We start from the raw sequence: 24,310 nt of genomic DNA, 5'->3' as shown, positions 1-24,310 counted from the left end.
CATTTAACGACGAGCAGCCGCGGGAGAGTTCCGCCCGCTAGCCGTGTCGGTGAATCGTGTAGTCGACCAGCGTGGCGAGCGCCGTGCGCCCGGGGCCCGCGGGCAGCGCGTCCAGTAGCTCACGGGCCTGCGTGGCGTATCCGGCGACCGTCTCCTTGGCCTTAGCCATGCCCGGCGAAGCGCGCAGCAAGCCGAGCGCCTCGGCCAGCGCCGCATCGTCGTCGATCGGTCCGGCCAGCAGCTCGCGAAGCCGGTCGGCGTCGGGTCCGCCGTCGTGCAGCGCGTAGAGCACCGGCAAGGTGTGCACGCCCTCACGCAAATCAGTCCCCGGCAACTTGCCGGACTCGTCGGGGTCGCTGTCGATGTCGATGATGTCGTCGGAGATCTGGAACGCGGTGCCGACCAGGTCGCCGAGTCGGCTCAGCCGCTCGATCTGATCGTCGTCGGCGCCGGAGAACATCGCCCCGAACCGGCCCGCGGCGCCGATCAGGCACGCCGTCTTCTCGTGAATCACCTTGAGGTAGTGCGCGACCGGGTCGGCGTTGTCGGCCGCGCCCTTGGTTTCGCGCATCTGACCGGTCACCAGCTGAGCGAACGTCTCGGCGATGATCCGCACGGCGTCCGGCCCCAGCCGCGAGACCAGCCGGGACGCTGTGGCGAACAGGTAGTCGCCGGCCAGGATCGCCACGTTGTTGTTCCACCGCAGGTTGGCGCTGGGTGCGCCGCGACGGACCTGCGCCTCGTCCATCACGTCGTCGTGGTACAGCGTGGCCAGATGCACGAGCTCGATGACGGCCCCGGCGGTCGTCACGTCGTCGGAGTCCGGATCGGGACCCAGTTGTGCGGACAGCACCGCGAACAGGGGCCGAAATCGTTTGCCGCCCGCCTCGAAAAGGTGCAGCACCGCGTCCGTCATCAGGTCGTCTGACCCACGGAGTTCGGTTTCCATGAGTTGCTCGATACGCGCCACCCCATCGCGCACGCTGGTGGCGAAATCGGCGTCCCCGAAATCCACCCCCGCTACCACTGTCGCCGGAGTCCTCACCCGACCAACATACTGGTCAGCATGGACCCCCATGCCTCCAGAGCCGAAGTGGTGGTCGTGGGCGCCGGACCGGCCGGGTCGGCGGCTGCCGCCTGGGCGGCCCGAGCCGGTCGCGACGTGCTGGTGATCGACGCGGCCAACTTTCCCCGCGACAAAGCCTGCGGCGACGGGCTGACACCGCGGGCGGTCGCCGAGCTGGAAAGACTGGGCCTCGGCGAATGGCTGGACGCGCGGATCCGGCATCGGGGCTTGAGGATGAGCGGGTTTGGCGGCGAGGTCGAAGTCGAGTGGCCGGGCCCGTCGTTTCCGTCGACCGGCAGCGCCGTGGCCCGCACCGAGCTGGACGACCGGATCCGCAAGGTAGCCGAAGAGTCCGGTGCCCGGATGCGGCTCGGTGTCAAAGCCGTTGGCGTCAATCATGATTCGTCGGCGCGGGTGACGGCGGTGACGCTGTCGGACGGCAGCCAGGTCGCCTGTCGCGAGCTGATCGTTGCCGACGGCGCCCGTTCGACGCTGGGACGAGTGCTGGGCCGGCGCTGGCATCAGGAGACGGTGTACGGCATAGCGGCCCGCGGTTACCTCGCCACCGCGCGCAGCGACGATCCCTGGCTCACATCGCATTTGGAGCTTCGCTCACCCGACGGAGCGGTGTTGCCGGGCTACGGCTGGATCTTCCCGCTGGGCAACGGCGAAGTGAACATCGGGGTCGGAGCGCTGTCGACGGTCAAGCGGCCGGCCGAGTTGGCGCTGAAGCCGCTGATGTCCTACTACACCGATCTGCGCCGCGAAGAGTGGGGCTTCGAAGGTCAGCCCCGCGCGATGTCGTCGGCGCTGCTGCCGATGGGCGGCGCGGTATCCGGTGTCGCGGGCCGCAACTGGATGCTGATCGGCGACGCCGCGGCGTGTGTGAATCCGCTCAACGGCGAAGGCATCGACTACGGATTGGAGACCGGACGGCTGGCCGCGGATATGCTGGGCTCCGGTGATCTGTCGAGCGCATGGCCGCACGAGCTCCAATCCCATTACGCGCGTGGGTTTTCCGTCGCGCGGCGGCTGGGATTGTTGTTGACGTTCCCGCGGTTCCTGCCCGCTGCGGGACCGATCGGGATGCGCTCGACGACGCTGATGGGCATCGCCGTGCGGGTGATGGGCAACCTGGTGACCGACGAGGACGCCGACTGGGTCGCACGCGCATGGCGCGGCGGTGGCCGGATCTCCCGGCTGCTGGATCGGCGAAAGCCGTTCAGCTGACCCGTAGTAGCGGCAGGACCTGTTCGCCGATCCGCGACACCTCCGACAAATACGGGGTGTCGGACAGGATGAACTGGCTGACGCCCAGATCCCGGTACTTTTGCAGGGCGCTCGCGACTTCGGCGGCCGAGCCGACCAGCCACGTGGTGCCAGCGCCCTCACCGCCATATCTGCTCGGCGCGGTGTAGAGGCAGGAGTCGAGGACTTCGCCGCGATCGGCGAGATCGGTCAGCCGTCGCTGCCCCTCCGCGGAGGCCGCATTGTGCAGCGCCGACAGCGATGGCTTACCCGCCAGCTCGGCGACCTTCGCTTCGGCGTCGCGCCATGCCTCCTCGGAGGTGTCGCGGACCAGCGTGGTGATCCGCAATCCGTACTCCAGCGGTGCATGCTCGCGGCCGAGCTTTTCGGACAGCAGCTTGAGTCGTTCGATGCGTTCGGCGATGCCGTCCAGCGGCTCGCCCCAAAACAGTTGCACGTCGGCCTCTTCGGCGGCGACCTCCTCCGCCGCCGCCGACGCGCCGCCGAAATACAGCTTCGGTCCGTCACCATCGGGACGCGGTTCCAACGTCGAATGCTCGACGGAGAAGTATTGACCGTCGAAGCTGACGTCTTCTTCTTGCCAGAGCCGGCGGACCAGCTGCATGAATTCGCGGGTCCGCTCGTAGCGGCTCGACTTGTCGAGTTCGACGTCGCCGTAAGCCAGGACGTCGTCGGCGCCGGTCACGACGTTCACCAGGAGCCGCCCGCGGCTGAGCTGGTCCAGGGTGGCGGCGGCGCTGGCGAAATGCGCGGGGTGCCAGTAGCCGGGCCGGATGGCGACCAGCGGGGCGAAGGTGGTGGTGCGTGCGGCGATGGCGGTCGCGATCGTAAAGGCGTCCGGCCGTCCCCAGCCGGTGCCGATCAGCGCACCGCCGAAGCCGTTCGCCTCGGCTCGCAGCGCCAGCTCGACCGAGTAATCGAGGCTGCCCCAACCGTCGACGGTGTCGTCGCCCCGGTGTCCGGCCAGCACAGTATTCGGGATATACCAAAGGAATTCACGGCTCACCGGACCCGATGGTGGCACGCGAGGGTGGATAGGGCCAGACCGAGAATCAGCGCGAGTGAAACTCAACGGGCCTTGTAGGCGGCATGCAGCGCCACGATGCCGCCGGTGAGATTGCGCCACCGCACCGCCGACCATCCCGCGGCCGATATCTGGTGCGCGAGCTCGGACTGGTCGGGCCAGGCCCGAATCGATTCCGCAAGATAGACATAGGCTTCGGGGTTGCTCGACACCGCGCGGGCCACCCGCGGCAGGGCCTGCATCAGGTACTCCTTGTACACCGTGGCGAAGGGCCGGCTGGTGGGCGTGGAGAATTCGCAGACCACCAACCGTCCGCCGGGCCGCGTCACCCGCGCCATCTCGCGCAGCGCCTGGTCACGCTGCGCGACGTTGCGTAGCCCGAAGCTGATGGTGACCGCGTCGAACACGTTGTCGGCGAACGGCAAGCGGGTCGCGTCGCCGGCGACCTTGGGAACCAGGCGGGCCCGGCCGGCGGCCAGCATCCCGACGGAGAAATCGGCGGCCACGCACCACGCGCCGGAGGCGGCCAGCTCGACCGTCGACACCGCGGTACCGGCGGCCAGATCGAGGACCGTGTCCCCCGGTCCGATGTCGAGGGCCTTGCGGGTGGCGCGACGCCAGTATCGGTCCTGGCCCAGCGACAGCACGGTGTTAGTGATGTCATAGCGACGAGCGACGCCGTCGAACATCGACGCCACCTCGCGAGGGTCTTTGTCCAGCGTCGCCCGGTTCACACCGTCGAACCTACCTTTTGCCGCGCTGCGACAATGCGGACCGTTGCACGGCCCGAGGAGGAGCAGCGCAAACGGCCGGGAATGGGTCGACGACGGATGCGTTGCACCACGGCGTGACAGAAAAAGTTTGGTTCATCACCGGTACTTCACGAGGCTTCGGGCGGGAATGGGCCATCGCGGCCCTGGAGCGAGGCGACAAAGTCGCCGCCACCGCGCGCGACACCGCCACCCTGGCCGATCTGGTCGACAGGTTCGGCGACGCGATATTGCCCATCCAACTGGACGTCACCGACCGCGCGGCCGACTTCGCCGCCGTCAAGCAGGCGCACGACCATTTCGGGCGGCTCGACGTCGTGGTCAACAACGCCGGCTACGGACAGTTCGGCTTCGTCGAGGAACTGTCCGAGCAAGACGCCCGCGACCAGTTCGAGACCAACGTCTTCGGAGCCCTGTGGGTCACCCAGGCCGCGTTGCCTTATCTGCGGGCTCAACGCAGCGGCCACATCGTGCAGGTGTCGTCGATCGGCGGCATCACCGCGTTTGCCGACGTAGGCATCTACTGCGCGTCGAAGTGGGCGCTGGAGGGTTTCTCGCAGTCGCTGGCCCAGGAAGTCGAGTCGTTCGGTGTGCACGTCACACTGGTCGAGCCGCAGGGATATTCCACCGACTGGTCGGGGTCGTCGTCGCGACGGGCCGACGAATTGGCGGACTACGCCGAGGTGCACGCCGCCACCGAGGAAGGCCGCAAGACCCGGTGGTCGGCACCCGGCGATCCGACAGCCAGTGCCGCGGCGATACTCAAGGTCGTCGACGCCGAGAAGCCGCCGCTGCGGGTGTTCTTCGGCGAATCACCGCTCCGGATTGCCAAGGCTGATTACGAACAGCGGCTGAGCAACTGGGAGGAATGGCAGCCGGTTGCCGAGCTGGCGCAGGGCTAGCTCACTCGCCCTGCGCCTGTTGCCGGCGCGCCAGCCGCGCGCGGGCGATCGGCGACAGGACGGCCTCGTAGTGGCCGAGCAGTTCGTCGCAGATGGCGGGCCAGCTGCGTTCCAGGATGCTCTTACGGGCGGCAACCGAGTAGCGTGGCCGCTCTTCGAGTAGGTGTGAAACGGCCTGCGGCAGTTGGGCTTCGAATTCCTTGACCGGCAGCAGCAGCCCGGTGCGGTACGGCGTGACCAGGTCGCGGGGCCCGCCGGCGTCGGGGGCGACCACCGGCAACCCGGACGCCAGCGCCTCCTGCACCACCTGGCAGAACGTTTCGTGCTCACCCGCGTGCACGAAGACGTCCATGCTGGCGTACGCCGCCGCGAGTTCCTCGCCGTACAGCGCGCCGGTGAAAACGGCTGTGGGCATGGCTGATTGCAGCTTGGCTCGGTCGACACCGTCACCGACGATGACGACCTGCACGTCACCGGACGCGGCCAGTGCGGCGAGCCGTTCGACGTGCTTCTCCGGTGCGAGCCGGCCGACGAACCCGACGATCGGCTTGCCGTCCGGCGACCAGTGCTCACGCAGCGCCTCGTCGCGCGCCGACGGCGCGTAACCGATCATGTCGACGCCGCGGGCCCATTTGTGCACCCGCGGAATGCCATGAGCGACAAGCGATTCCATGGTCGCGGTGGACGGGGCCAGCGTCCGGTCGGCGAGCTTGTGCAGGTGACGAAACCAGGCCCAGGCGGCCCGTTCGGTTGGGCCGATGCCGTAGCTGGCGGCGAAACCCGGCACGTCGGTCTGGTAGACCGCGACGGTGGGCACACCGAGACGGCGAGCGGCCTTCACCCCGCCCCAGCCGAGCAGCGCAGGTGAGGCCAGGTGCACGACGTCGGGCTCGAAACCGCGCAGCACCCGCAGGATTCGCGGCAGCGGCAGCCCCAGCGGCAGGGTGGTGACCTTCGGGAACATCCAGGACGGCACCCGGTGAATCCGGATACCGTCGTAGACGCGCTCCGCGGGCTCTTCGCCGTGCGGAGTATCGGGAGCGATGACGAGCGCCTCGTGGCCGGTGCGGCGCAGATGCTCGAGAGTACGGACGACGGAGTTGCTCACGCCGTTGACGTGCGGGAGAAAGGATTCCGCGACAATCGCTACTCGCACACCATCACGGTGACAGTGCCGCCTGTCGATATGGTTACCGACTGGCATACGCGACACGAACTCTGACGCAAAGGGGAATCTTGCGATGCGGTCCTACCTGGGCGTTTTGGCGATCGCGTGGAGCCTGGTGATGTTCACCACCGGCACCGCGCACGCCGACGTGCCGCGCACCCTGGACGGCAACGGAGTGCTGGTCGGGTCGTGGCTCGCCCCGGTGCAGTTGGAAATCTTCTGCGAGCCCCAGTGCCCGTACTGCGCGGAGATGGAAGCGACCGACGGTGACAAGCTCGCGGCCGCGGTGGCCGGCGGTCGGCTGGCGATCACGTATCGGTGGCTGACCTTCCTGAATGCCCGCCACCACAACGACGTGTCGACCGGTCTGGTGAATGCGCTGTTCCTGGCTGCCGACCCGGCCACGGCACCGACGGCGTATCAGGCCTTCGTGCAAGACCTCTACCGCCACCAGAGCAAGGACGGACCGAGCAATGCCGCCGTCGTGGCGATGGCCAGGGAAAGCGGGTTGCCCGACGTGGTCGCCGACCGGATTGCGGCCGGCGACAACGCCGTCGACGCCAACGCGGTGGGCGACGCGAACAAAGCGCGGCTGCACGACGAGAACCCGGAGAACCCGGGCACGCCGACGATTTACAACCTGAACACCAGAAGCGTTGTCGACACCGATGATCCGGGCTGGCTCGACGCGCTGACCAATTAGGATGCCCACACCAGCTTCACGCTCGCGCGCCGACCAGCTGACGGTCCAGCCGTTTGTCGACCAACGCCAGACCCGACAAGACCGCCGCGGCGACCAGCCAGCCGAGCACCGCAATGGAACCCGCGGGGACAATCGCCAGCTTGGCGTTGCGATGTTGCACCCGAACGAGATTCGGGTTGCGCTTGTCGTACTCGACGTAAATCCGCATGCCCGTTGCCAATTCGGACGGGTATAGCACGCCGAGCTCAGGCCGGTAGGTGACCCGGTCAGGGGTGACGAACTCGATGGTCGAGCGTCGCGGACCCGCGTCGAGCACCTCGGCTTCCGCCGCGCCCATGTTGTGCGTGATCGCAAAGTCGTTGCGCACGGCCCCGGCCACCAGCAACACCGATTGCAGGGTCACCAGCCCGGCGACGATGAGCACCGTGACCCGGGCGACGCGGACCGCGTGATGTCCACGGGTGTTGGGGAATTCGCCGCTGCGGCCGTGGATCAGGATGCGCCACCACGTCTTCAGCACGGCCAGAGCGCCGACCAAACGCGTCACAAAGCTGCCTTGATGGCCGCGTGCAACTGCCGCAGCGACGACCGGTCCGCCTTGACCTCCAGCACCCGCAGGCCGGCGGCCGGCTCGTCGAGTGCGGCCCGCAGGTCGCCGAGCTCGATCTGCCGGCTGTCGATGTGGTACGCGCGGCACAGCGCACCGACGTCCACGTCGTGCGGCGTGCCGAACACCCGGGCCGACACGTCGGAGAATCGGGGGTCGCCCTGCTCGAGCAGTTCGAAGATGCCGCCGCCGTTGTCGTTGGACACCACGATGGTCAAGTCGGCCGGGACTGGCTCGGTCGGGCCGATGAGCAGACCGGAGCTGTCGTGGACGAAGGTCATATCGCCGATCAATGCCACCGTCCGCCCACCGGTCGCATCGTGCGCCAGCGCGGCGCCGATCGCGGTGGACACCGTGCCGTCGATGCCGGCGACGCCGCGGTTGGAGCGGACTTTCACCCCGTGGGGATTGAGGCCGACCAGCGCGGCATCACGGACCGGGTTCGACGCGCCGAGCACCAGCTGGTCGCAGGGGCGCAGCGCATCGGCGACGGCCGCGGCGACGTGCAGTCCGGTGGTCAGTGGGTGCGCCGCGAGCTGGTCGCGCACCGTGGCGACGGCGTGACGGTTGAGTTCGCCGCAGCGGTTCAACCAGTCGGCGCGCGGCGTACCGGTAGTGACCGCGCGGGTGCCGGTGGCCTGCGAGTTGCCCGAGACGTCAGGCCAGCGCGGGCCGGTGGTCAGCGCGTACACCGGTAGCGACGGGTCGGCCAGCAGGGCCGACACCGGCCGGTGCAGGGTGGGACGGCCGAGCATGATCACCTGCTGCGGGCGCAGCTTCGGCAGCGCCAACGGGTGCAGGGGGTTGGCGGCGGCCGGGGCGGTCGGCTCGGCGACGGTCGGCAGCGCGGCCAGCTCGGGCCGCTGGCCCGCTCCGTGGCCGGCGATCACCACGGTGTCGAGGCTCAGGTCGATGTCCAGCGGCTGGTCGAAGGTGACCGCCGGGGTGTAGGTCCACGGCCGGCCGTCGGGCCGCCCGGGCGGGATGTCGCCGGGCTCGGGGTCGGGTACCAGCGGCTCGCGCAGCGGAATGTCGAACTGCACCGGGCCGGCGTTGGCGCTTCGAGCCCCTGTCGCGGCGACCAGCACGCGGCAGGTGGCCGAGCGCCACGTGGCGTTGAAGGTGTCCATCTTGTCCGGGGCGTCCTCGGCCAGCCCGAGGCTGATCGTGGCGCGAACCTGGGTGCCGAAGTAGCCCAGCTGCTCCATGGTCTGGTTGGCGCCGGTGCCGAGCATCTCGTAGGGCCGGTTGGCCGACAGCACGATCAGCGGCACCCGGGCGTAGTTGGCCTCGACCACCGCGGGCCCGAGGTTGGCCACCGCGGTGCCGGACGTCATCGCGACGCAGACCGGTGTGCCCGCGGCGATCGCCAGCCCGACGGCCAGGAACCCGGCGGTCCGCTCGTCGATGCGGACGTGCAGGCGGATTCGGCCCTCGCGGTCGGCGTCCTGCAGCGCGAAGGCCAGCGGGGCATTCCGCGAGCCCGGGCACAGCACCACGTCGCGGACGCCGCCGCGAATCAGTTCGTCGACGACGACGCGGGCCTGAGCCGTCGAGGGATTCACCAGACCAGCCTAGAGGTTCGTCGACTGTGCACCTTTTGGGCGCGAAATTCGCTGATCAGCGTGGATAACCCGCACACTCGGCGGCTCAGAACCCCATGCTCTTGAAGAACTTCAGGATCGTCGCGTTGACCGTATCGGGCCTTTCCAGGAATCCGAGGTGGCCGGTGTCGGCGATCAACTGGTACTTGGCGCCCGGAATGGCATTGGCAACCTCTTTGCCCAGGTGCGGCGGCGTCACGACGTCGTCGGCGAAACCGATGACCAGCGTCGGCGTGTGGATGCCCCCGTAGGAGGGCAGGTGGTTGCCCTGCGGCGAGATCCAGCCCTGACGAACGATGCCCGGCGTGATCTTGATCGGCCAGATGGTGAACATGCTGATCCACTCGGCGACCGCTTCGTCGTTGTTCAGCGTCTTGGGTGAGAAGCTCTCCAGCAGCCGGATCTTGGCGTCGTAGGCGGTCGGGATCTGCACCCCGGACGCGGCCAATTCGTCCTCGGCCGTGCGGAAGAAGTCGCGGGCCTTGTCCAACCGGCCGCGGGTGGCCATCAACACCGTCTGAGTGACCAGGTCCGGCCGGGCCAGCATCAGCTCCTGGGCGATGAAGGAGCCCATCGACACCGCCACGATGCGGACCGGGCCGACGCCGAGCGACTCGATCAGCGCCGCGGTGTCGGCGACCATGCTCTCGGTCGTGAACTGGTCGGCGCTCGCCGTCGCGCCCACCCCGCGGTTGTCGAACGTGATGACGCGGTAGCCGGCGTTCAAGAAGGCCGGGACCTGATGCAGATGCCAGGTGCGTCCCAGTCCGCCGCGGCCGGCGATGAAGAGGACGGGCTCCCCCGTCCCGTTGTCGTCATAAGCCAGGTTGATCACGACGACGAAACTACGCGACACCGGCCCGCTGGCAGCATTTGGCAGTCGACGGCGTCGTGCTGGCAGTGTGTTCGGCGGTTGAGTGGCAGCCATGACTCAACTGACGCTCACGCAGGCAACCATCGACTATCGCGAGTACGGCCCGAAGGACTCGGCGTATCCGCCGGTGTTCTTCGTCCACGGGGTGTTGGTCGACGGCGAGATCTGGCGCGAGGTCGCCGAGGAGCTCGGCCGACGCGGCTACCGCTGCATCGTGCCGACCCTGCCGCTGGGCTCACACACGATTCCCGTCGACGACGCCGGCGCGCTGTCATTGCGGGGCGTCGCCTCGATCGTCAACGACGCTCTCGACGCGCTCGACCTCTCGGAGGTGACGCTGGTGGGCAGCGACACCGGCGGTGGAATCTGCCAGCTCGCCGTCGACGCCCGCTCGGAACGTATCGGTCGTCTGGTGCTGACCAACTGCGACGCCTTCGACCAGTGCCCGCCGTTTCCGTTCAACGCGGTGTTCGGCTTGCTACGTGGCCCGGTCACGATCAAGGCGATGATGGAGCCGATGCGGATCGGCGCGTTGCGCAACTCGGCGGCCGGGTTTGGCCTGCTCATCACGCGGCCCGACAAGCGGGTGACGCTCGAGTGGATCAGGCCGTGCCTCGACAACGGCCTGATCCGTCGTGACCTGGCGACGCTGCTGCGCGACATCGCCAAGGCCGACCTCACCGACGTGGCCGACCGGCTGACCCGATTCGACAAGCCGGTCACGCTGGTCTGGGGGCAGGGCGACGTGGTGTTCAAGCCGAGCCTGGGCCGGCGGTTGGCCGCGGTGTTCAGCAACGCCAAGCTGATCGAGGTGCCGGGTTCGCGGACCTTCGTGTCGATGGACGAACCCGAGGCGGTGGTCGACGCGATCGCTGGCTAACCACCAGCGCCAGGAAGTTTCCCGGTGCCCGTTGTGCCCGCCTTCGAGCGACAACTCGGGGAGTTCGCTGACGTTGTCGCTCGGAGGCGGGCACTTTGCCTGCCCTCCCGCGCCGGGGCGATTGCTAGCGGACGGCCTTCGCCCGGACCGCATCCAGCGCCCGGTCCCAGAGCAATCGCGCACCGGCGGTGAGCGCCGCAGGAATCTCGACTCCCCGGGCGACGTTGGCGGTGGCAAGCGCCTTTGTCTTCGCCGACGCCTTCGACATGTGACCGGAGTCGAACGGCGGCTGCGGGTCGTATTCGATGGCCAGCTGGATGGCTTTGGCGGGGTCTTCGCCGGCGATCTCGCCTGCCAGCCACAGCGCCAGGTCGATGCCGGCCGATACGCCGGCGCTGCTGACGATGTTGCCTTCGTGCACCACCCGTTCGTCGCCAACAGCGTTGACGCCCAACGTCTTCAGCAGAGCCAGCACACTCCAATGCGAGGTGGCGCGTTTGCTTTTCAGCAAACCGGCGGCGGCCAGGATCAGCGAACCCGAGCACACCGACGCCGTCCAGGTCGCGGTCTGGTGCGCGGTGCGCACCCAGTCCAGCAGCTTCTCGTCGCGGGCATGCTCGACGGTGGTTACGCCGCCCGGTACCAAAATGACGTCCGGCGAGGGGGTTTCGTCAAAGGAGTGGGTGGCCCCGATGACCAGGGCGGCGGAGTCGGCGGTGATCGGGCCAGGCTCGTGCCACAGGAAGCGCACTTCGGTGTCGGGCATCCGATGCAGCACCTCGTAGGGGCCGATGAAATCCAGCGCCGTGAATCCCGGGTAGACGACGATAGCGATCTGAGTCATGCGAATGCCTTTCGGTATTGATCGGGTGAGACGCCGATGCGACGAATGAAGTTGCGGCGCATGGTTTCCGCGGTACCAAAGCCACACCGGGACGCAATCGTCACCACGGTGTCGTCGGTCTGCTCGAGTTGGCGACGGGCCGCCTCGGTGCGCACGCGCTCGACGTAGGCTCCCGGCGCCTCGCCGACCTCGTCGGTGAACACCCGGGTGAAGTGCCGCGGGCTCATCGCAGCGAGGCGGGCCAGCTCGGTGATGCTGTGCGCGCCGCCGGGTTGCGATTCGACGGCTTCCTGGACGGCGCGGATCGGCTCGCGTTTCGCGCGCGCCACCCATATCGGCGCCGCGAACTGCGTCTGACCGCCGGGCCGGCGCAGATGGAGCACGAGCCAGCGCGCCACCGTCTGCGCGACCTCGGTGCCGTGGTCTTCCTCGACGAGCGCCAGCGCCAGGTCGATGCCGGCGCTGACGCCCGCCGCGGTCCACACCGTCGGCGAGCTGCGGACGAAGATCGGGTCGGGGTCGACGACAACGGCGGGGAATTCGCGGGCGAGCTTGTCCGCGAAGGCCCAATGGGTGGTGGCGCGGCAGCCGTCGAGCAGGCCCGCCTGCGCAGCCAGAAAGGCGCCGGTGCAGACGCTGACCACGCGGCGGGCGTGCGGTGCCGCGGCGGCGATCCAGTCGACCAGGCGCGGGTCGCGCCGGTCCCCACGCGCCCCGCTGCCGCCCGGCAGAAGCAGCGTGTCTATCCCTGCAAGGTCATCGGCGGCTTCCGGCAGCGGTTTCGCCCCGAAGCTCAGCCCCGTGTCGGTGGACACCGACAGCCCGTCGAGCGTCACTACTTCCAGCGCGTAGCCGTCCTTGCCCTGGGCGGCCAGCACCTTCGTCGCGCCGGCGAACACCTCGAACGGACCGACCAGATCCAGCGCTTGCACGCCGGGGAAGCCGACGATCAACACCTTCTGCGTCATGGTCTCAGTGTTGGCGACCCAACCCCGTGTCGTCTACGCCATGCACCCCACACATCAGGACATCAATGGATAACAGGCTTTGACCCGGTCGATCCACCATTGCCGACGGTCCGGCGCCGCAGCCAAGGCCTGCAGCCGGGCCGGGTCAGGCGTGACCGGGCCGACCGGCAAGTAGCCGTCTTGCGCTTCGATCGGTTCGGCGACGTCCTCGACGAACAACCGGCCGGTGCCCAGGCCGCAAGCGTGCTCGAGGCTGGGCAGGGCCGACGCCGCGTTCAGACCGACGCCGATGCCCACCGCGGAGTCGAGCGCGCTCGAGACCACGACGGGGATGTCGATCTGCCGAGCGATGGTCAGCAACGCCGAAATACCGCCCAGCGGAGCGACTTTGAGCACCGCAATGTCGGCGGCCCCGGCCCGCACGACCGCGAGCGGGTCGCCCGCCTTGCGAATGCTTTCGTCGGCGGCCACCGGGACGTCGACCTGGCGGCGAACCTGTGCGAGTTCCTCGACGCTGGCGCAGGGCTGCTCGATGTACTCGAGCGGGCCGAGCGCTTTCGCGGCCGCAACGGCCTGGGCGACGGTCCAGGCGCCGTTGGCATCGACGCGCACGGTCGGCACCAGCGCGCGCACGGCGTCGACCCGGGCGACGTCGTCGTCGAGGCTCTGGCCGGGTTCGGCGACCTTCACCTTGGCGGTCCGCGCACCGGGAAAGCGCGCCACGATCTCGGGCACCTGCGCGGCGGGCACGGCCGGGACCGTGGCGTTGACGTCAATGCGGGTCCGCAGCGGCGGCGGGGGCATCCGGTAGGCGGAGTCGAGCGCGGCGGCCAGCCAGTGCGCGGCCTCGGCGTGGCCGTATTCCAGGAACGCGCCGAACTCGCCCCAGCCCGCCGGGCCGTCGATGAGCGCTACCTCGCGAGTCATGATGCCGCGGAAGCGAACCCGCATCGGCAACGACACGACATGCAAACGGTCGAGGACGTCGTCGAGATTCATCGCGCGTAGACGGGGCGGCCGGCCAGAAACGTGGCGCGCACCTCCAGGTCGGCGATCTCTTCCGGCGGTACCGCGCGCGGATCTGCCGACAGCACAACCAGATCGGCGTACTTGCCGACTTCCAGCGAGCCGATGACGTCGTCGGCGAACAGCTGCCAGGCCGCGTCGATGGTCTGCGCGCGGATCGCCTGCTCGACGGTCAGCCGCTCCTCGGGTCCGAGCACCCGACCGCTGGGCGACATCCGGGTGACGGCCACGCTGATGTTGCGCAGCGGCTCCTCGGGCGTCACCGGCGGGTCGTTGTGCAGTGAAATCCGCATGCCGGTTGCCACTGCGGAACCCGCTGGCATCCAACGGTTTCCGCGTTCCGGGCCGAACAGCCCGTCGACGATGACGTCACCCCAGTAGTGGATCTGGTCGACGAAGATGCTGCAGGTGACGCCCAGGTTGTGCGCGCGCTGCAACTGCTCGGGCCGGATAGCGCCGACATGCTCGAGACGCAGCCGGTGGTCGTCGCGAGGGTTGCGGGTCAGGGCCTCCTCGTAGACATCGAGGATAGTGTCCACTCCCGCGTCGCCCTGGACGTGACAGGCCATCGGCCAACCCAGCGGGTAGTAGGCGCCGACGATCTCAATGAGCTGTTCCTTGGTGTAGTTCGCGCACCCGCACGATCCCGGCGTCACCCCGATCGTCCGGGTGGCCGCGGTGTCGAGGTACGGGAACGACAGGTCGATGTTGCCGATCCACGGCGAGCCGTCGACCCAGATCTTGATGCCGACCTGGCGCACCATGTCGTCGCCCTGGCCGGGAGTGGCGGTGGTCGTCATCTGCGGGTTGGACATCTCGTAGGTACGTAACCGGACGGTGAGCGCGTCGCGCAGCCCTTCCACCAGGGGCCGCAGCGAGGGGTCGAACGCCATCTCCGAGCAGGTGGTCAGCCCCGCCCTATTGAGCCGGGCGCATTCGGCCAGCAACATCGCCGGGTAGTCGCTGGGCGAGATCGCGCCGCTGAGCAGCGGGAACACCGCACCGGTTTCTTCGGCGGTGCCATCGAGGTCCCCGTGGGCATCGCGGCCGTATTTGGCACCCTTCGGGTCGGGGGTGTCGCGGGTCAGCCCGGCCCGTTCGGCGGCCCGCGCGTTGAAATACGCCTTGTGCCCGGAGTTGTGGATGATGACCAGCGGATGGTCCGGCGCGATGTCGTTCAGCCAAGCCAGCGTCGGCTCGGGCAACCCGTCCTGCAGCAGCGGGTCCCAGCCGTTGAGGTAGGCGCCGTCGGCTCCCCGGCGGGCCACCTCGCGGCGAATCGACTCGACCACCTGGCCGGCGTCGCGCATGGTGACCGGGCGGATGTCGACCAGCCGATCGGATAGCGCGATGGCCTCCATCAGCGGATGACCGTGTGCCTCGACGAAGCCGGGCATCACGCAGCCCTCGCCGAGGTCGATCGTCTGCGTCTGCGGGCCGAGCCAAGAGTGCACCTCGGAGCGGTCCCCTACCGCGACGATCCGGCCGTCCGCGAACGCCAGCGCCTCTGCGGTCGGCCTCGCGTCGTCGACGGTCAAGACGGTTCCGTACATGACGACATCTGCGACGGCCATGAGCAGAAATGCTAGTGATTTCCGGGCGCTGCTGACACAAATTGGAACACGTTCTAGTCTGACCGTTATGCCTGACTTGTTGCGCCATCCCACCCACAACGGCCACCTGCTCGTCGGGGCGCTCAAGCGCCATAAGGACCGCCCGGTGTTGTTCCTCGGGGACACCACGCTGACCGGCGGCCAGCTGGCCGAGCGGGTCAGCCAGTACACCCAGGCCTTCGAGGCGCTCGGCGCCGGCACCGGCGTCACGGTCGGGCTGCTCGCCCTGAATCGTCCCGAGGTGCTGATGATTCTCGGCGCCAACCAGACCCAGGGTTACCGGCGCACCGCGTTGCACCCGCTCGGCTCGCTGGACGACCACGCCTACGTGCTGTCCGACTGCGGCGCCAGCTCGTTGATCATCGACCCGAACCCGGCATTCGTCGAGCGAGCCCTGGGCCTGCTGGACAAGGTCGACTCGCTCAAGCAGATCCTGACAATCGGGCCGGTACCGGAGGCCCTGAAAGATGTTGCGGTCGACTTGTCCGCCGAGGCGGCCAAGTTCGAGCCCAAGCCATTGGTAGTCGCCGAGCTGGCACCCGACCACATCGCCGGCATGGCCTACACCGGCGGCACCACCGGCAAACCCAAGGGCGTGCTGGGAACCACCGGCAACATCGCCACGATGACGCAGATCCAGCTGGCCGAGTGGGAGTGGCCCGAAAGCCCCCGGTTCCTGATGTGCACCCCGCTGTCGCACGCCGGCGCGGCGTTCTTCACGCCCACCGTGGTCAAGGGCGGCGAGATGGTGGTGCTGGCCAAGTTCGATCCGGCCGAGGTGCTGAAAGTCATTGAAGAGCAACGCATCACCGCGACAATGCTGGTGCCCTCGATGCTGTACGCCCTGATGGACCACCCCGATTCGCACACCCGGGACCTCTCGTCGCTGGAGACGGTGTACTACGGCGCCTCGGCGATGAACCCGGTGCGGCTGGCCGAGGCGATCCGTCGGTTTGGACCGATCTTCGCTCAGTACTACGGGCAGTCCGAGGCGCCGATGGCGATCACCTACCTGGCCAAGGCGGACCACGACGAGAAGCGGCTGACCTCCTGCGGGCGCCCGACGCTGTTCGCGCGGGTGGCGTTGCTAGGCGAGGACGGCAAGCCCGTCCCACAGGGCGAACCCGGCGAAATCTGCGTCAGCGGACCACTTTTGGCAGCCGGCTACTGGCAGCTGCCGGAAGCCACCGCCGAAACCTTCAGGGATGGCTGGCTGCATACCGGCGACATGGCCCGCGAGGACGAGGACGGTTTCTACTTCATCGTGGACCGGGTCAAGGACATGATCGTCACCGGCGGCTTCAACGTCTTCCCCCGAGAGGTCGAGGACGTGATCGCCGAGCACCCGTCGGTGGCGCAGGTATGTGTGGTCGGCACGCCCGACGACAAGTGGGGCGAGGCCGTCACCGCGGTGGTGGTGCTGCGCTCCGACGCCGCGACCGAGGAGACCGCGATCGAGGCGATGACCGCCGAGATCCAAGCCGCGGTCAAGGAGCGCAAGGGTTCGGTGCAGTCACCCAAGCGGATCGAGATCGTCGACGCCCTCCCGTTGACCGGGCTGGGCAAGCCGGACAAGAAGGCCGTACGGGCGCGGTTCTGGGAGGGCGCCGGCCGCGCCGTCGGCTAGCTTTGGCGGCTCCCGCCCGGCTGGCCGGGCGCTCGCATCCCGCCGCCCGGCAGGCCGGGCGCTCGGCCGGCCGTTCAGGCCCAGGGGCCGATACCGCCGACCTTCTCGACGCGGATGTGCGTGACGTATCCCGGCGGGGCGTCTTTGGGCGGGAACTGATTCGGGTCCAGAAGGGCCTCCGACAGCTCGGTGAGCAACTCGGGCGCGCCGCCCTCTTCGATGTAGGCGGTGCCCTCGACCGATAGGTAGTTGCGCAGCGCCCTGTTGGTGTCGCCCGGTTGCGCGATCGTCACCGCGACCCTGGGGTCCCTGCGGATGTTGCGGACCTTCTTGTGCTCGGACAGATGCCCGGTCACCAGCTCGTCGCCGTCGGGTGTCGACCGGAACGCGACCCAGACCAGGCTGACCTGCGGGCTGCCGTCGGGATTGAGCGTGATCAGCGTGGCGTCGGCGCCGTCTCCGATGAATTCCCGTGCTGCATCGTTGAGTTTCATGTTCGCTCTAAGCGCGATTACCGCGTGGCTATTCCGGCCACCAGCAGGTCCAACATGCGCCCGGTCTGCTCGGGCGATCCGCTGGCCAGGAAGATGCCGATCAGACTAGACACGATGTCGTCGGCCCGGACACCGGCGCGCAGGCTGCCATCGTCGACGCCGGCCCCCAGCAGTCGGTCGACGGCGCCGATAATGCTGGCGCGCGTCTCGTTGGGTTGCATGGCGCCGGAGTCGAACATCGCGTGCAGCGATTCGGCCATCCCGCGTTTGGCGGCGACGAAGCTCGCGTACCGGTCCATCCAGCGACGCAACGCAAGCTTGGGTGGATTCTGCTCGAGCAGCGTCGCGGCCGTTTCCGCCACCTCGGCAAGTTCCGCCCGGTAGACGGCCTCGACCAGCGCCTCGCGAGTCGGGAAGTGGCGGTACAGCGTCCCGATGCCGACTCCGGCTGCTCGAGCGATCGATTCCAGCGTCACCGGCTCTCCGTCGCCGGCGGCGAACGCCGCGGTCGCGGCGTGCAGCAGCCTCTCCCGGTTGCGCCGCGCATCGGAGCGCGCAGTCTCGACCAAGGCGGAGGCACCTCCGTTTCTGCTACTGTCGGATAAGCGGAGGTACCTCCGCATCGCTACCAGTGTCGCACGACTAGAGGAGCACCATGACTGACCAGCAGGCACCCGGCGGGTTGGGCCGCATCGGCACGCACGACGTCGCCCGGGTCGGCTACGGCGCCATGCAGCTGGACGCGACGTCTCACGACGAGGCGGTCGCCGTGCTGCGTCGGGCAGTCGAGCTGGGTGTCAACCACATCGACACCGCGTCGTTCTACGGCCCCGGCGAGGTGAACCGTCGCATCCATGCGGCACTGGCGCCCTACCCGGACGACCTGGTGATCGTCAGTAAGGTCGGCGCGCGCTTCACCGGCGAGAAGCCGATTCCGCTGGCCCCGGCGCAGCGACCGGCAGACCTACGTGCCGCCGTCGAGGACGACCTGCGCCAACTCGGCCTCGAGCAGATTCCGGTGGTCAATCTGCGGCGCCTGGACCTGGGCCCGGGGCTGCAGGCCGAGGGCAACCAGATCGTCGACCTGGATGACCAGCTGGCCGAGATGATCGCGCTGCGCGACGAGGGCAAGATCGGCGGGATCGGCGTCAGCAGTGTGCCGCTGGAGGTCCTCAAGCAGGCGCTGCCCGCCGGCGTTGTGTGCGTGCAGAACTCCTACAGCCTGCTGGACCGTTCGCAGGAAGACATGCTCGACGTCTGCACCGCCGAGGGAATCGCGTGGGTGCCCTATTTCCCGCTCGGCTCGGCGTTCCCTGGCCTACCGAAGGCATCGGACCACCCGGTGGTGAAAGAGATCGCCGGCGACCTCGGCGCCACCCCGGCCCAGGTCGGGTTGGCGTGGCTGTTGGCACACGCGCCGACGACGCTGCTGATCCCGGGAACCAAGTCGATCGGACACCTCGAGGAGAACCTCGGCACCGGAGACGTCACCTTGAGCGCCGACGCACTCGCCCGGCTGGACTCCATCACCGCGCCCGGAACCAGCGCCATGCCCGAGGGCATGGAGGGGTTCCACGACAACACCTAGGCGATCGCGGCGCCGACCAGGTGGCCGATCAGGTAGGTCACCGCGAGGGCCAGCCCTCCCCCGACGAAGTTGCGCAGCGCCGCACGGTGTTTCGGTGCGCCGCCGAGGCTCGCCGACACCACTCCGGTGACGAGTAGCGCCAGCAGCACGGACGCCACGGTCACGGGTATGCGCACGGCGACGGGCGCGACCAGGATGGCGATCAGCGGCAGCAGCGCGCCGATGGCGAATGACAGCGCCGACGACGTCGCGGCCTGCCACGGATTGGTCAGCTCGTCGGGATGGAAACCGAGCTCCACTTCTGCGTGCGCGAGCAGCGGATCGTGGTCGGTGAGTTCCTCGGCCACCGTGCGGGCCGTCGCCGCGGACAGACCCTTGGCTTCGTACAGCGCAGCGAGTTCGTCAAGCTCTGCCTGCGGGTCGTCGCGCAACTCCCGGCGTTCGACATGGAGCAGGGCCTGTTCGGTGTCGCGCTGCGCGCTGACCGATACGTATTCGCCCAGTGCCATCGACACCGCGCCGGCGGCCAGCCCCGCGATCCCGGCGGTGATGATCGGGCCGCGCGCCACCGTCGCCGCGGCGACGCCGACGACGATGCCCGCAGTCGAGACAATCCCGTCGTTGGCTCCCAGCACCCCAGCCCGAAGCCAATTCAGGCGCGCGGACACCGAACCCGAATGCGGCTCATGAGGATGCGACACGGCACCAGACAATAGGCAGTCGGCAACGTCGCCGCCAGGAAACATAGCCTTGCCAAACCGCGACGGGCCCGACGAGTACCGTCGCCGTATGTTCACCAAGCGGGTCGCATTTGCGGTCTTTCGACTAGACGGAGTCCAATAGTCTTGACTGACAATCCTTTTCACGCCGATCAGTGGAAGCCCGTCGACGGTTTCGGCGAACTGACCGACATCACCTATCACCGGCACGTCACCGACGCCACCGTGCGGGTCGCGTTCGACCGCCCCGAGGTGCGCAACGCCTTCCGGCCACACACCGTCGACGAGCTGTACCGAGTGCTCGACCATGCCCGGATGTCGCCGGACGTCGGCGTGGTGCTGCTCACCGGTAACGGACCGTCACCCAAGGACGGCGGCTGGGCATTCTGTTCCGGTGGCGACCAGCGAATCCGCGGCCGCAGCGGCTACCAGTACGCGTCCGGGGAGACGTCGGACACGGTCGATGCCGCCCGCGCCGGACGGCTGCACATCCTCGAAGTGCAGCGGTTGATTCGCTTCATGCCGAAGGTGGTGATCTGCCTGGTCAACGGTTGGGCCGCGGGCGGCGGGCACAGCCTGCACGTGGTGTGCGACCTCACCCTGGCCAGCCGCGAGCACGCCCGGTTCAAGCAGACCGACGCCGACGTGGGCAGCTTCGACGGCGGCTACGGCAGCGCGTATCTGGCCCGGCAGGTCGGTCAGAAATTCGCCCGCGAGATCTTCTTCCTCGGCCGGCCTTACACCGCCGAGCAGATGCATCACATGGGCGCGGTGAACGCCGTCGTCGACCATGCCGAACTGGAGTCCGAGGCGGTTCAGTGGGCGGCCGAGATCAACGCGAAATCGCCGCAGGCGCAACGGATGTTGAAATATGCCTTCAACCTGCTCGACGACGGGTTGGTCGGCCAACAGCTGTTCGCCGGTGAGGCAACACGGCTGGCGTATATGACCGACGAGGCCGTCGAAGGCCGCGACGCGTTCCTCGAGAAGCGGCCGCCCGACTGGGGTCCATTCCCGCGCTACTTCTAGGGAGCCGACGCTTCAGTCACACCCGTCACTGAGGTAACTGCGGGCAGGCGGTGTTCGATGTGCCCACCTCCGAGCGACAACTCAACATCCGCGCCGGATTGTCGCTACGAGGCGGGCACAAAGCATGCGCCCTCCGGCGGAGGCGGTTGTGGCGGCTGTGACGCCTCGGGCGGACTTGGGACCGCGCCCTAGACTTCGGGCCTGTGAGTTGGAACCCGATCCGAGCCCTGGCCGAGCAGATCACGTTGACCTCGATGCGTCCGCCGCTGCTGCCCCGCCTGCTACCTAACCCCGCCGCAACGACCGTCGACCTGGCCGGCAAGCGCGTCTTGCTCACCGGGGCCTCGTCCGGTATCGGCGAATGCGCCGCCGAGCAGTTCGCTCGCCGCGGCGCCACCGTCGTCGCGGTCGCCCGCCGCCAGGATCTGCTCGACGAGGTCGTGGGCCGGATCACCGCCAACGGCGGCGACGCCACCGCCATCCCGTGTGACCTGTCGGACCTGGACGCCGTCGACGCGTTGGTCGCCGACGTCGACAAGCGCCTCGGCGGGGTGGACATCCTGATCAACAACGCCGGCCGGTCGATCCGCCGACCGCTGGCCGAGTCGTTGGAACGCTGGCACGACGTCGAGCGGACCATGGTGCTGAACTACTACTCGCCGCTGCGGCTCATCCGCGGCATCGCGCCGGGGATGATCGAGCGCGGCGACGGGCACATCATCAACGTCGCCACGTGGGGCGTATTCAGCGAGCCGTCGCCGTTGTTCGCGGTCTACAACGCCTCGAAGGCCGCACTGTCGGCGGTGAGCCGGGTGATCGAAACCGAGTGGGCGACAAAGGGTGTGCACTCGACCACGCTCTACTACCCGCTGGTGGCCACCCCGATGATCGCGCCGACCAAGGAGTACCAGGGCCTGCCGGCGCTCACCTCCGAGGAGGCCGCGGGCTGGATGATCGACGCGGCGCGTACCCGTCCGGTGCGGATCGCGCCCCGGATGGCGATCGCCGCGCAGGCCATCGACACCCTTTTGCCGGGGATCGCCACGACGGCGATCCGGCGCCAGCGTTTGCAACCGAACGCGTGATAGACACGAGGACATGGAAATTCTCGCCAGCCGGGTGCTGTTCCGGCCGGTGGACTATCAGCGGTCGCTGAGCTTCTACCGGGATCAGATCGGGCTGGCCATTTTCCGCGACTACGGCGCGGGCACGGTCTTCTTCGCCGGCCAGTCGCTCATCGAACTGGCCGACCATGGCGCCCCCGAGCAACTCGCGGGACCGTTTCCGGGCGCACTGTGGCTCCAGGTCCGCGACGTCGCCGCCACCCAAGCCGAGCTGGAGAGCCGCGGCGTGCTGATCGCCCGGGAGGCCCGCCAGGAACCGTGGGGTCTGCACGAGATGCACGTCGTCGACCCCGACGGCGTTGTGCTGATTTTCGTCCAGATTCCACCCGAGCATCCGCTGCGCCGGGACACCCGCGGTTAACGCCGCTAGCTGCAAGGTTAACCCCAGACGAACATCTGACTACTAGTGCAAAATACCTTGGTCTTACGACACAGTTCTTTCGACAACGACGCCCTGCTACCCCCAGAATTAGGCCCGTGACCCTTCAGCTGTTCCTTCTGATCATTGTCGTGATCACCGCGCTCGCTTTTGATTTCACGAACGGCTTCCACGACACCGCCAACGCCATGGCCACTTCGATCGCGAGTGGGGCGCTCAAGCCGAAGACGGCGGTGACGCTTTCGGCAGTGCTGAACCTCCTCGGAGCGTTCCTGTCCACGGCGGTGGCCGGAACCATCGCGAAGAACCTCGTCGACGCCCACCTCGTCAAGCCCGACCTGATCTTCGCCGGGCTGGTCGGCGGGATCGTCTGGAACCTGCTGACCTGGCTGCTGGGCATTCCCTCCAGCTCGTCGCACGCCCTGGTCGGCGGCATCATCGGCGCGATGATCGCCGCGGTCGGCGGCCACGGTGTGATCTGGAAGGGCGTGGTGTCGCTGGTGCTGATTCCCGCGCTGGTCTCGGTGGTCCTGGCCGGCGTCGTCGGCGCGGTCGGCACCTGGCTGGTGTACCGGTTCAGCCGCGGCGTACCCGAGGAGCGCAGCGAGGCTTCGTTCCGTCGCGGCCAGATCTTCTCCGCGTCGCTGGTCTCGCTGGCCCACGGCACCAACGACGCCCAGAAGACGATGGGCGTGATCTTCTTGGCCTTGATCTCCTACGGCGCGGTGAGCCGGACAGAGCACGTGCCGCCGTTCTGGGTGATCCTGGCCTGCGCCTGCGCGATGGCCCTCGGGACCTACACCGGTGGCTGGCGAATCATCCGCACGATGGGCAAGGGCATCGTCGAGATCAAGTCGCCGCAGGGCATGGCAGCGGAATCCTCGTCGGCCGTCATCATCTTGCTGTCGGCTCACTTCGGCTACGCGCTGTCCACCACCCAGGTGGTCACCGGTTCGGTGCTGGGTAGCGGGGTGGGTAAGCCCGGCGCGGAGGTGCGGTGGGGCGTCGCGGGCCGGATGGCCGCGGCGTGGCTGATCACCCTGCCGTCCGCGGGCCTGGTCGGTGCGATCGAGTACTTCATCGTGCACGGCATCGGCGGCTACCCGGGTGCGGTCATCGGCTTCCTGGTGCTGCTGGCCACGGCCGGGGCGATCTACCTGCAGTCGCGCAAGACGAAGGTCGACCACACCAACGTCAACGCCGAGTGGAAGGGCGACCTGACCGCCGGCCTCGACGAGCACGGCCACCCAGGCCTGGCAGGCGCCCCCTTCCGCAACGGTGAAGTCCCCACCGACGCCGCAACCGCCACCGAGCCCAGGAAGGCAGGCACGCTGTGACTCACTGGTTCAACTACGAGGCCTCACTGAAAATCCTGATCTTCGGCCTGTTGCTCGGCAGCGGACTGCCCGCGCTGTTCGCGCTCGCCGTCAAGGTGGGTGCCGCGGGCGCCGGCATCCAGGGCTCCAATGGCGCTGCCGTCGCGCACAAGAACCCGGCACTCACCGCCATCAGCTACGTGATGTATGCGCTGGCGCTGGCCGCGGTCGCCGTCGGCGTGCTGTTCATCGCGCGCGACGCCATCGGGGCGTGGACCGGCTTTTACCTGCTGGGAGCGAAGCCCGCGTAGCATCGGAAATCTCACTCCGAATGCATATCGACCGTCCGGCGGGGGAAGTGCACCTATCGTGAACCGATTCCTGAGCTCGGTGGTCGCGTGGCTGCGCGCGGGCTACCCCGAAGGCATCCCGGCGACCGACTACTTCCCGGTGTTGGCGCTGCTGTCGCGTCGGCTCAGCAACGACGAGGTCGCGGCGGTCGCGCGCGAGTTGATCGACCGGGGCGATTTTGACCACGTCGACATCGGCGTGCTGATCACCCGGCTCACCGACGAGTTGCCGGCGCCCGACGACATCGAGCGGGTACGCGAACGGCTGGCCGCCAAAGGCTGGCCACTCGAAGACGCACACGACGGCGAGGACAGCGGATAGCCGTCCTGCGCGCTTTCGCCGTGGCGCAGGGCTCATCGGTCGGC

The 24,310-nt window shown here is 68.4% G+C and carries 25 protein-coding genes and 1 pseudogene; 12 read left to right on the top strand and 14 right to left on the bottom strand.

What is annotated here, in order from left to right; translation table 11 throughout:
- Positions 1-37: 37 nt before the first annotated feature.
- A complete protein-coding gene (grcC1, locus tag MKK62_RS13745) occupies positions 38-1,045 on the bottom strand; it encodes a nonaprenyl/(2E,6E)-farnesyl/geranylgeranyl diphosphat synthase (RefSeq protein ID WP_240260464.1) in 1,008 nt (335 codons plus the stop codon).
- Between the two features lie 21 nt (positions 1,046-1,066).
- Here grcC1 and menJ point away from each other — a divergent pair, with 21 nt between their 5' ends.
- Positions 1,067-2,296, top strand: a complete 1,230-nt coding sequence (menJ, locus tag MKK62_RS13740) for a menaquinone reductase MenJ (RefSeq protein ID WP_240260472.1) — start codon at positions 1,067-1,069, stop codon at positions 2,294-2,296.
- Here the strand turns inward: menJ and MKK62_RS13735 are convergent.
- Positions 2,289-3,341 (bottom strand): LLM class flavin-dependent oxidoreductase, encoded by a 1,053-nt coding sequence (locus MKK62_RS13735; protein ID WP_240260474.1) that lies wholly within the window; start codon positions 3,339-3,341, stop codon positions 2,289-2,291. The genes menJ and MKK62_RS13735 overlap by 8 nt on opposite strands.
- Before the next feature lie 62 nt (positions 3,342-3,403).
- Entirely contained in the window at positions 3,404-4,093 is a 690-nt protein-coding gene (locus MKK62_RS13730) for a demethylmenaquinone methyltransferase (RefSeq protein WP_240260476.1), read from the bottom strand.
- A 113-nt stretch (positions 4,094-4,206) separates the two neighbouring features.
- Between MKK62_RS13730 and MKK62_RS13725 the strand changes: the two genes are divergently transcribed.
- Positions 4,207-5,031: an SDR family oxidoreductase gene (locus tag MKK62_RS13725; protein ID WP_240260478.1), complete on the top strand. Its 825-nt coding sequence runs from the start codon at positions 4,207-4,209 to the stop codon at positions 5,029-5,031.
- A 1-nt stretch (position 5,032) separates the two neighbouring features.
- On the opposite strand, the gene MKK62_RS13720 is transcribed toward MKK62_RS13725, so the two are convergent.
- Positions 5,033-6,187, bottom strand: coding sequence for a glycosyltransferase family 4 protein (locus tag MKK62_RS13720; RefSeq protein ID WP_240260480.1), 1,155 nt, complete (start codon positions 6,185-6,187; stop codon positions 5,033-5,035).
- An 85-nt stretch (positions 6,188-6,272) separates the two neighbouring features.
- On the opposite strand from MKK62_RS13720, the gene MKK62_RS13715 reads away from it, so the two are divergent.
- Entirely contained in the window at positions 6,273-6,902 is a 630-nt protein-coding gene (locus tag MKK62_RS13715) for a DsbA family protein (RefSeq protein ID WP_240260498.1), read from the top strand.
- A gap of 16 nt (positions 6,903-6,918) precedes the next feature.
- On the opposite strand, the gene MKK62_RS13710 is transcribed toward MKK62_RS13715, so the two are convergent.
- The 3 genes from MKK62_RS13710 to MKK62_RS13700 all read right to left on the bottom strand — a co-directional run bounded on the left by MKK62_RS13710 (position 6,919) and on the right by MKK62_RS13700 (position 9,948).
- Positions 6,919-7,428: a DUF3592 domain-containing protein gene (locus MKK62_RS13710; protein WP_240264154.1), complete on the bottom strand. Its 510-nt coding sequence runs from the start codon at positions 7,426-7,428 to the stop codon at positions 6,919-6,921.
- A 17-nt stretch (positions 7,429-7,445) separates the two neighbouring features.
- Positions 7,446-9,074, bottom strand: a complete 1,629-nt coding sequence (gene menD / locus MKK62_RS13705; protein WP_240260500.1) for a 2-succinyl-5-enolpyruvyl-6-hydroxy-3-cyclohexene-1-carboxylic-acid synthase — start codon at positions 9,072-9,074, stop codon at positions 7,446-7,448.
- An 85-nt stretch (positions 9,075-9,159) separates the two neighbouring features.
- The gene (locus MKK62_RS13700; protein WP_240264155.1) at positions 9,160-9,948 is read right to left on the bottom strand and encodes an alpha/beta fold hydrolase; all 789 of its coding nucleotides are present in this window, start codon (positions 9,946-9,948) and stop codon (positions 9,160-9,162) included.
- Between the two features lie 91 nt (positions 9,949-10,039).
- On the opposite strand from MKK62_RS13700, the gene MKK62_RS13695 reads away from it, so the two are divergent.
- Positions 10,040-10,867, top strand: a complete 828-nt coding sequence (locus MKK62_RS13695) for an alpha/beta fold hydrolase (RefSeq protein WP_240260502.1) — start codon at positions 10,040-10,042, stop codon at positions 10,865-10,867.
- A 124-nt stretch (positions 10,868-10,991) separates the two neighbouring features.
- Here MKK62_RS13695 and MKK62_RS13690 read toward each other — a convergent pair whose 3' ends face one another.
- From MKK62_RS13690 to MKK62_RS13675, 4 genes are read right to left on the bottom strand one after another with little or no spacing between them, the layout of a single operon-like run.
- On the bottom strand, positions 10,992-11,711 hold the full coding sequence (locus tag MKK62_RS13690) for a DJ-1/PfpI family protein (RefSeq protein WP_240260504.1): 720 nt from the start codon (positions 11,709-11,711) through the stop codon (positions 10,992-10,994).
- Positions 11,708-12,679, bottom strand: coding sequence for a GlxA family transcriptional regulator (locus MKK62_RS13685; protein WP_240260506.1), 972 nt, complete (start codon positions 12,677-12,679; stop codon positions 11,708-11,710). Before MKK62_RS13685 ends, MKK62_RS13690 begins: the two co-directional genes overlap by 4 nt.
- Before the next feature lie 54 nt (positions 12,680-12,733).
- Positions 12,734-13,678 (bottom strand): o-succinylbenzoate synthase, encoded by a 945-nt coding sequence (locus MKK62_RS13680; protein ID WP_240260508.1) that lies wholly within the window; start codon positions 13,676-13,678, stop codon positions 12,734-12,736.
- Positions 13,675-15,279 carry an amidohydrolase gene (locus MKK62_RS13675; RefSeq protein ID WP_240260510.1) on the bottom strand — a complete coding sequence of 535 codons (1,605 nt, stop codon included), beginning with the start codon at positions 15,277-15,279 and terminating at the stop codon, positions 13,675-13,677. Before MKK62_RS13675 ends, MKK62_RS13680 begins: the two co-directional genes overlap by 4 nt.
- 67 nt (positions 15,280-15,346) lie before the next feature.
- Here MKK62_RS13675 and fadD8 point away from each other — a divergent pair, with 67 nt between their 5' ends.
- Positions 15,347-16,945 carry a fatty-acid--CoA ligase FadD8 gene (gene fadD8 / locus MKK62_RS13670; RefSeq protein WP_240260512.1) on the top strand — a complete coding sequence of 533 codons (1,599 nt, stop codon included), beginning with the start codon at positions 15,347-15,349 and terminating at the stop codon, positions 16,943-16,945.
- A 74-nt stretch (positions 16,946-17,019) separates the two neighbouring features.
- On the opposite strand, the gene MKK62_RS13665 is transcribed toward fadD8, so the two are convergent.
- Positions 17,020-17,439, bottom strand: a complete 420-nt coding sequence (locus MKK62_RS13665) for a PPOX class F420-dependent oxidoreductase (RefSeq protein ID WP_240260514.1) — start codon at positions 17,437-17,439, stop codon at positions 17,020-17,022.
- Between the two features lie 17 nt (positions 17,440-17,456).
- Entirely contained in the window at positions 17,457-18,008 is a 552-nt protein-coding gene (locus MKK62_RS13660) for a TetR/AcrR family transcriptional regulator (protein ID WP_240260516.1), read from the bottom strand.
- Between the two features lie 86 nt (positions 18,009-18,094).
- Here MKK62_RS13660 and MKK62_RS13655 point away from each other — a divergent pair, with 86 nt between their 5' ends.
- A complete protein-coding gene (locus MKK62_RS13655) occupies positions 18,095-19,027 on the top strand; it encodes an aldo/keto reductase (protein ID WP_240260518.1) in 933 nt (310 codons plus the stop codon).
- Here MKK62_RS13655 and MKK62_RS13650 read toward each other — a convergent pair.
- Complete coding sequence (locus MKK62_RS13650) at positions 19,024-19,728, bottom strand: VIT1/CCC1 transporter family protein (RefSeq protein ID WP_240260520.1); 705 nt, start codon at positions 19,726-19,728, stop codon at positions 19,024-19,026. The two genes, MKK62_RS13655 and MKK62_RS13650, sit on opposite strands and share 4 nt — an antisense overlap.
- A gap of 144 nt (positions 19,729-19,872) precedes the next feature.
- Here MKK62_RS13650 and MKK62_RS13645 point away from each other — a divergent pair, with 144 nt between their 5' ends.
- The 6 genes and pseudogenes from MKK62_RS13645 (at position 19,873) to MKK62_RS13620 (ending at position 24,266) form a co-directional block, all read left to right on the top strand.
- Positions 19,873-20,775, top strand: a complete 903-nt coding sequence (locus MKK62_RS13645; protein WP_240260522.1) for a 1,4-dihydroxy-2-naphthoyl-CoA synthase — start codon at positions 19,873-19,875, stop codon at positions 20,773-20,775.
- Positions 20,776-20,978: 203 nt separating this feature from the next.
- Positions 20,979-21,860, top strand: coding sequence for an SDR family oxidoreductase (locus tag MKK62_RS13640; RefSeq protein ID WP_240260524.1), 882 nt, complete (start codon positions 20,979-20,981; stop codon positions 21,858-21,860).
- 13 nt (positions 21,861-21,873) lie between these two features.
- Positions 21,874-22,260 (top strand): VOC family protein, encoded by a 387-nt coding sequence (locus MKK62_RS13635; protein WP_240260525.1) that lies wholly within the window; start codon positions 21,874-21,876, stop codon positions 22,258-22,260.
- Positions 22,261-22,376: 116 nt separating this feature from the next.
- Positions 22,377-23,592, top strand: a pseudogene (locus MKK62_RS13630) (inorganic phosphate transporter); the annotation flags it as partial.
- A gap of 19 nt (positions 23,593-23,611) precedes the next feature.
- The gene (locus MKK62_RS13625; RefSeq protein ID WP_240264156.1) at positions 23,612-23,905 is read left to right on the top strand and encodes a hypothetical protein; all 294 of its coding nucleotides are present in this window, start codon (positions 23,612-23,614) and stop codon (positions 23,903-23,905) included.
- A 58-nt stretch (positions 23,906-23,963) separates the two neighbouring features.
- Positions 23,964-24,266 (top strand): DUF3349 domain-containing protein, encoded by a 303-nt coding sequence (locus tag MKK62_RS13620; protein ID WP_240260527.1) that lies wholly within the window; start codon positions 23,964-23,966, stop codon positions 24,264-24,266.
- Positions 24,267-24,310: the final 44 nt, after the last annotated feature.

It is taken from the genome of Mycobacterium paraterrae (assembly GCF_022430545.2).
In the GTDB taxonomy this organism is placed as follows: domain Bacteria; phylum Actinomycetota; class Actinomycetes; order Mycobacteriales; family Mycobacteriaceae; genus Mycobacterium; species Mycobacterium paraterrae.
This window is presented reverse-complemented; position numbering and strand designations above follow the sequence as displayed.